This is a genomic window from Thermogemmatispora sp. (genome assembly GCF_019683755.1).
Lineage (GTDB): Bacteria > Chloroflexota > Ktedonobacteria > Ktedonobacterales > Ktedonobacteraceae > Thermogemmatispora.
In genome coordinates, this window is sequence record NZ_JADGHT010000228.1 from 1 (window position 1) to 7,643 (window position 7,643).

The 7,643-nt window shown below is 57.9% G+C and carries 4 protein-coding genes; all 4 read left to right on the forward strand.

All coding sequences use genetic code 11. The features are described from left to right. Positions 1-266: 266 nt before the first annotated feature. Positions 267-3,413, forward strand: a complete 3,147-nt coding sequence (locus IRZ24_RS14040) for an FHA domain-containing protein (RefSeq protein ID WP_297165302.1) — start codon at positions 267-269, stop codon at positions 3,411-3,413. A 353-nt stretch (positions 3,414-3,766) separates the two neighbouring features. Then, complete coding sequence (gene coaBC, locus IRZ24_RS14045; RefSeq protein WP_297165304.1) at positions 3,767-5,167, forward strand: bifunctional phosphopantothenoylcysteine decarboxylase/phosphopantothenate--cysteine ligase CoaBC; 1,401 nt, start codon at positions 3,767-3,769, stop codon at positions 5,165-5,167. A gap of 79 nt (positions 5,168-5,246) precedes the next feature. After that, positions 5,247-5,627, forward strand: coding sequence for a hypothetical protein (locus IRZ24_RS14050; protein ID WP_297165306.1), 381 nt, complete (start codon positions 5,247-5,249; stop codon positions 5,625-5,627). 1,077 nt (positions 5,628-6,704) lie between these two features. Continuing rightward, the coding region (locus IRZ24_RS14055; protein ID WP_297165307.1) for an AIM24 family protein at positions 6,705-7,643 on the forward strand (939 nt) is incomplete at its 3' end.

Sequence of the window (7,643 nt, forward strand, 5' to 3'; positions counted from 1 at the left end):
AAGCCTGTGAGGTTCTAGGGGGACTGGCATATTGACTGGTTTAGGGGATCTTTTCGCCTTCATCTACTCTCTTCTTCCTTTAGTTTCTAGTTAGCGGTCATCCTGCCTGATCGTCGAGCAAAGGCTCTAGCGAAGGAGCCAATTGTCATGCTCCGTCTGCTCCGCTATAATGGCTGACAAATATCAATCCAGGATAGGAGCGAGAAGTAGTCTGCGGCAAGCTTACTAAAGGTGATTAGTTCCAGAGAAGGAGCCGGGGGAAGATCATGGATGCTGTCAACAGTCCGCCAAGCCTGGCCACACTCCGTTTCCTAACAGGTCCCTTGGCCGGCACGACTGTGCAAATCGTCAAAACAGTTACCACCCTAGGGCGCGAGCCAAGTAACGATATCGTTATTTCTGACCCGACAGTTTCGCGGCAGCATGCTCGTCTGCTCTGCGAAAATGGAACCTGGATCATTGAGAAGCTGAGTCCTCAGAATACCGTCACCGTTAATCAGCGGCAGGTGCAGCGGGAGATCATTCATGATCGCGACACGATCGGGCTTGGTCCGGGCACGACCTTTCTTTTCCTGGTAACGGCTGGGCAGGCTGGAGGCGTCAGTAGCGGCGCGGGCGAGGCTGCACAGCCTGCCGGTGCTGGCGGCGCGGCGGCGGCTGTAGAGGCGTCGCCCTCACCAGGAGCAATGCCGACACCTGCACCCGCTCCGGTGCCGGCTGTAGGGCTGGCCCCTGGCGCTGGGCCGAGCGTCATACCTGCCGGCGCAGTCCCAGCGGCAGGCGAGGGAGGAACCGAGCGCGTTGACTCCGATCTCTTTAGGGGGCAGCCTGCAGCAATGGCCGGTGCAGCGACGCCTCAAGGGGTGCCCTCGCTGGAGATCAGCAGCAACGTGCGCCGAGAGAAGCTGGTCTATCCGCTCAATAAGCCAGTCATCAGCATCGGGCGCGATCCCTCCAACGATATTGTGATCCCGGAGCCGATCATCTCGGCCTTCCATGCCCAGATTGTCTTTGACGGCAACCAGCCCTATATTGTACACCCTCATCCCGCGCGCGGGCGGACGCTCAACGGTCTTCTCTATCGAGGCCAGCATATTCGGGGCGACGAGCAATTTCGTAAGCCCTTAGAGCGAGGGGATATCTTCCGTATCGGCGACGAGCATGGCACCCTGGTCACGCTGGCCTACAACGATGGCAGCGGCCAGGCTCAGGAAATGCTACCTGAGATTCGCCCGGTGCCTCTAGGGGCGCCAGTCATCACCATCGGGCGCCATCGCGATAACATGCTCGTGCTCAGCCATCCCCAGGTCTCGGGCCATCATGCGCGTCTGGAACGCCTGGCTGACGGCAGCTATCGCATCGTTGATCTGGGCAGCACGAACCATGTCTATGTCAACGGGCAGCGCGTGGGGCAGCGCCTCCTGATGCCCGGCGACGAGATTCGCATCGGCCCCTTCAGACTGATCTATACTGGCACAGAGCTGACCCAGCATGACGAGAGTCGCAGCATCCGCATCGATGCCTTGCATCTGAAGCGCTATGGCACGCATCACATGCTGTTGCTGCAAGACATCTCCCTTGTCATCCCTCCGCGCAAATTCGTTGCAGTCGTCGGCGGCTCGGGGGCTGGAAAATCGACACTGATGGATGCCCTCAATGGCCTGCGACCGGCTCAGGAGGGCCTTGTCCTCTACAACGGTCAGGACTACTACAAGAACCTCGCCGCCTTCAGCACCCAGCTTGGCTATGTCCCTCAGGATGACATTGTCCATCGTGACCTGACAGTGGAGCGGGTGCTCTACTATGCCGCCAAGTTGCGCTTGCCCGAAGATTTCACTCACGATCAGATCCAGAAGCGCATCGAGGAAGTGCTCGAAGACGTCGAAATGACCCACCGACGTCACCTGCTGGTGAGCAAGCTCTCTGGCGGTCAGCGTAAGCGTGTCTCGATCGCTATGGAGTTATTGGCGAATCCGAGCGTCTTCTTCTTGGATGAGCCGACCTCGGGCCTTGATCCCGGACTGGACCGCAAGATGATGCTGCTGCTGCGGCGTCTGGCCGATAAAGGGCATACCATCATTCTGGTGACGCATGCCACAACTAATATCAATGTCTGCGACTACATTTGCTTCCTGGCACCAGGTGGCTATCTCGCCTATTTTGGACCACCAGAGGAAGCCAAACAGTTTTTTGGTCGCAGTGACTTTGCCGAGATCTATAGCCTGCTGGAGCCAACTGACGAGAATCCCAATATACCCCAACAGGCAGCAGAGCGCTTCAAGCAGTCTGCCGATTATCAGAAGTATGTGGCCATGCCGCTGAACACAGGGCCAGCGGCTCGCCTCAACCAGCCTTTTGCCCAGACCGTCGCGGTCAAACCACCCAAGCGCGGCAACCCCTGGCGGCAGTTCTGGCTGCTCTCCTTCCGTTATCTGGAGTTGCTCAAGAACGATGTTGGGAACCTGCTCATTTTGCTGCTGCAAGCACCAGTGATCGGGCTGATCCTCTTCTTCCTGGCTGGACACGGCACCTTTGACTCGAGTAGCATCGCCAACTGCCAGACACAACCGCCCCCCTCAGGACTGCCAGCTATTCCGATCACCGTTCCCAATGGCAACAAGTATGATTGCCAGAACGTGGTGAACGCTCTGCATACCCCCCAGGGGCAGGCGCTCCTCGCTCAGAAAGGACTGACTGAGGACCAGGCGCTGAACTACTACATCGCTCCTGGCTCAGGGGGCGACGCGCAGAAGATCCTCTTCATTATGGCTTTTGCCGCTGTCATGTTCGGCTGTATCAATGGCGCACGAGAAATCGTCAAAGAAGCGCCCATTTACCGGCGTGAACGGGCGGTGAACCTGGGCATCATCCCATACATGTTCTCAAAGATCGCGGTGCTGGGCCTGCTCTGTCTCCTTCAGAGCCTGGTCCTGGTGGTGATGGTCAACCTGAAAGCTCCCTTCCATCAGGGAATCTTCCTGCCCGTCGGATTGGAAATCTATATTACAATGGCCCTCACCTCGTTAGCGGGCCTCATGCTGGGACTGACCATCTCGGCAATTGCTCCCAACAATGACCGGGCTATGAGCTTTGTTCCGATCGTGCTCATTCCCCAGGTCATTTTCTCGGGCATCATCTTTGCTCTCAAGGGTCCACTGATGCAGTTCCTGGGAGCCTTCTTCGCGGCGCGCTGGGCAATGGCAGCGCTTGGTTCCTCAATTGGGCTGCATGGCGATAAGCTAGGCGCCGACGACTTCTCTTATCACGGAACCCTCTTCCCAACCTACGAGGGTCATAGCCAGGCTGAGGCAGTCTTCCATCTGCTGCTGACCTGGTTTGCGCTAGCGCTCATGAGCGTTGTGCTAGCCTGGTTGATCGCCTACTTCCTAAAACGCAAGGATGTCAGGCGCTAAGTTGATGACGGTGCTGACAGAGAGAGAACCGCCAGAACAAGCAAGGCAGAGGTAGCAGGCCTGGCCAGCAGCCACTCTCAGCGGGGCCAGCCTGCTACCCAGGCCGGCTCTCTGTCTATTTGATTCCGCCGCCTACCCCATTCGCTCCAGGCGCTGCACCTCCTGCGCGGTGGCAACATCCGATCGGAGGTGCAAGGATAGTAAGGAACAGCGAGAAACAGCGACAGGATATCGGGCATAAAGGCGAAGAGGGGCGCATGGTACTTCTTGGCATCTTGCTTGATCGCACTTTTCACCTTATGTTATTGTAACAATGTTCTTATCCGGCTACATCCGGGCTAGTTGTGGATACAATGAGTGAGCGAGCGAGCGGACGGGCAACAGGGAAAGTCTTACTCAACAGGCGTATCATTGTCGGCGTGTGTGGGGGGATCGCCTGCTATAAGGCTGCTGACCTGGTGAGCAAGTTGCAGCAGGCTGGGGCACTCGTTGACGTGATCATGACGGAGCGCGCCGAAGAGTTTGTCCGTCCTTTGACGTTCGCTGCTCTAAGTCATCGACCCGTCTACAGCGATCTGTGGCAGGCAGCAGAACATGCCGCCGAGTTACATATCGAGCTGGCGCGCGCTGCGGAGCTGTTAGCGATCGTGCCAGCAACAGCCAATACGCTTGCGAAACTGGCCCACGGAATCGCCGACAATTTGCTGACGGCGGTGGCCCTGGCTACGCGGGCGCCGCTCTTGCTGGCTCCTGCTATGGATGCCGAAATGTATGAGCATCCGGCAACACAGGCAAATCTGGCGTTGCTGCGTGAGCGCGGGGCGCATATTGTTCCGCCAGAAGTAGGGCATCTGGCTTCTGGGGCGATCGGCCCCGGACGCCTGCCAGAAACGGCGCACCTGCTGGGCGCTGTGCGCTGGCTGCTGGGACGCACGGGCGACCTGGCAGGTCGGCGCGTCGTTGTTACTGCCGGCGGTACGCGTGAGCCGCTCGATCCGGTCCGCTTTCTGGGGAATCGCTCTTCCGGGAAGATGGGCTTTGCTCTGGCCGCAGAAGCCCTGGCCCGTGGCGCCCAGGTACGGCTGATCTCGGCTCCAACGGCTCTGACCCCTCCCTATGGGGCGGAATTTGAGGAGGTAGAGACAGCTCTCCAGATGCTGGAGGCCGTGCGCAATGCTGTTGCCACCGCCGATGTCTTGGTCATGAATGCCGCAGTGGCCGATTTCCGCCCCGCAACCCCAGTTCCTCGCAAAATTAAGAAGGAGGAACTGGGTAGCCATGCAAGTGAGGAGGCGGGGGCGCCCGTTCAGGCTAAGGAGGAGTTGACGCTGCGCTTGGTGCGCAATCCCGATATTTTGCAGGAACTCGCGCATCTGTCCGCCGTGCCAACAGAGCCACAGGCCACGGCTCTAACCCAGCAGGCGTCCGATGCGGCGAGATCGGCAGAGGTGTCTGGGGCATCGCTCTCGCGCTCGTCGGACAGGTCTGCTCGCCCACACCGCCTGATCCGCGTTGGCTTTGCCGCTGAGACCCACGATGTGCTCTCCTACGCCCGGCAGAAGCTGGCGCAGAAGGGCCTGGATCTCCTGGTCGCCAACGATATCACTCGACCTGATAGTGGCTTCGGCTCTGATACCAATAAGGTCTATATCTGCCACGCCGATGGCGGCCTGGAAGAGTTGCCAGTCATGCCGAAGGAGGAGGTTGCGGCTGCCATCTGGGATCGGATCGTCCCTTTGCTGGGGACGAACTAAGTTGGGAGGATGTGGCTTTGTGATGGGTGCTTTTCTCTTAGAATTGTTGGGTACACGGAGTACGCAGGAGGAGTCCGCTATGGAACGCAGTGCTAGTGCTGGTTTCGAAGGTATCGCTCAGCTGCTGCTGGAGCAGAAGAAGTTGATGGAGGCCCTGGAGGCCGAGAACCGCGAGCTGCGCCGCCAGCTCGCCGACCTGCGCCGCGGCGTCGGCATTGCGGTGGTAATTGAGGGAAAGACCATTCAGTTGGCTACTGATCAGCCTATGTCTCAGTCCCAGGCCGCTCTGCAAAGCTTGCAGAATCTCCAAAGCGCTCCCGTAACGCCAAGTACAGCTCAGAATGCTAGTTACCCATCTCAGCAGATGCGCCAGACTGGTAGCCAGCAATCAGTGAATCTGAATGAGAAGCGGGAGAATGGTAACAACCGCAGCCCACTCGCTGATAGCTTCGTGCTCTAGTAGCTTGGTTCACTCCGGTTCACTTCGACCGTCTGGTTGATTAGCCCACTGGCTTGCTTGCTCGCTCGCTGTGTGATTGGTCGAAGAGAATCCGGTGAGAGCCAAAACCTGGCTCTGCGCTTGCGAGCTGGCCATTGGCGATCAAGGGAAAGCCTATTGGTGCGTGTTGCACGCCGCACATAGATGCGCCTGATATCGCTCTATTCGCTTACTCTGGCTTGCTTCTATACTCAATGGTCGCTGGCGGAGACCCTCAGCGGCTCCCGTTAGTTCCAAAGGCCGTCTGCTCTGTCCGCGTTGCGCTGGTCCGCGGTTGAGGGTCTCTTTGCCTTTGTTGGTCTCGGCTCGGCGCATTCAGGCTTTGAACAATTGATGCTGGTAGAGTAGGGCAGTATGTTCTGGCCTCTCCGCCTCCTGCCCCGCTCTGGCATTGTGTGCGACTCCGGCTCTGCCTGGAGAAAGGGGAGGTCTTTTGCCGTCTGTATGCTGGGCGGCTTGCTCTCTCCTTCTCCTCCTCCCTCTTCACTGAAGGCCGTCAGCTTGCTTTGCTCCTCATACTGCTGCCTGCTGACCATCTGGCTGAAATGCTCTCAGCCCCATCTGGCGACTGGCTCTTGAGTCTGAGGCTTCATCCGCGTTTATATTTCTGGGAGGAGAGCGTGCTACTTTTCTTCGGGCTCTCTGCGTTCCTGTGTGTGCTCGCTTGAGGTCGCTCCATGTAGAGCAGTGGACGCGACGCCAACGGCGAGGCCTTGATGGGTGGTTAACCGGTGAGATGGCTTACTGTCGTTGGTCTGCTGATCTCTTCTTGGTTGACGGCCTGGTTCCCCTGGTTGAGGGCCGAGGCCGCATGAGGCCATCTAGCCAGCAGGTGGTTAGGAGCACTGCTGTCAACAACCTGAGAGGAAGCAAAGGAGCAGGAAGCGGCGAAGCGCTGATTGTGCTGCAATGCTGCTTGTAAAAGGCGAGAGGCCGGCAGGAACGAGCGTTTGCCTCCTTAGACTGAGTGAGCCGGTGCGTACGTGCTACGTCTTGCCGGGCCTATTTGAGTGAACCTATCACCGGGAGGTTTTGGTGATGATCTGTCCCCGTTGTCAAAGTCAAGTCGCTGATGGGGTGCGTTTCTGTGGCACTTGTGGAATGCCGCTGCAACAGGTAGGGAGAACCCCCGTCCCGCCCTCACCTTCGGCTGTGCCGACTGATCCTTACAGCGCTCCCTCTGCGGGCTATGTTCCCCCTAATCAGTATGAAGAGTACGGTAGCAGTCCATTTGGCAATGCCGTGCCTCGGGCTGAGCTGCATAATCCCCGTGGTCCACTGCATGTGGCCGACATGACCATTTCCATAGAGGGTGAGCTAGTTCCAGTTGTTGATATCATGCTTGGCAGCCAAATGCCCATCTACTTTGAACACCATATTCTGCTTTGGAAGCATCCTGGTGTACAAATCGGCTTCAAGTCCCTCAGAGGGGCCGCGCGTCGCTTCTTTGCTGGACTGCAGATTTTTATGACCGAAGCTTATGGGCCTGGCAATATTGCTTTCTCCCGTGACTCGGTGGGCCAGATTGTCGCGCTCCGCCTCCAACCTGGCCAGACGGTAGAGGTGCGTGAACATCAGTTTCTGGTCGCGACTGGTAACATCGAGTACGACTTTACCTTTGTGCAGGGACTCGCCAACATTCTCTTTAGCCGAACGGGCTTCTTCATTGACCGTTTTACTGCTGTTGGAAGTGAAGGTCTGCTATTGCTGCATGGTTACGGCAATGTTTTTGAGAAGATGCTGGCCCCTGGCGAAGCGCTGGACATCGAACCAGGAGCCTGGCTCTGGAAGGACCCCTCGGTCCAGATGACAGTGACAACAGTGGCTGGTTCACAGCGCGGTGGGGGCATTCTAGGGGCCATTGGCGGTTTTATGGCGGGCGCTTCAATCACACTGAATCGCTTCATTGGTCCAGGACGAGTGGGTATCCAATCTATGACTTACCATCCGCCTCAGTATGAGGGCGCTCCTCAGGCT

What these genes read in the sequence shown, in the direction of transcription:
- IRZ24_RS14040 (WP_297165302.1), top strand. Translation starts at nt 267, where the DNA reads ATGGATGCTGTCAACAGTCCGCCAAGCCTGGCCACACTCCGTTTCCTA.
- IRZ24_RS14050 (WP_297165306.1), top strand. Translation starts at nt 5,247, where the DNA reads ATGGAACGCAGTGCTAGTGCTGGTTTCGAAGGTATCGCTCAGCTGCTG.
- coaBC (WP_297165304.1), top strand. Translation starts at nt 3,767, where the DNA reads ATGAGTGAGCGAGCGAGCGGACGGGCAACAGGGAAAGTCTTACTCAAC.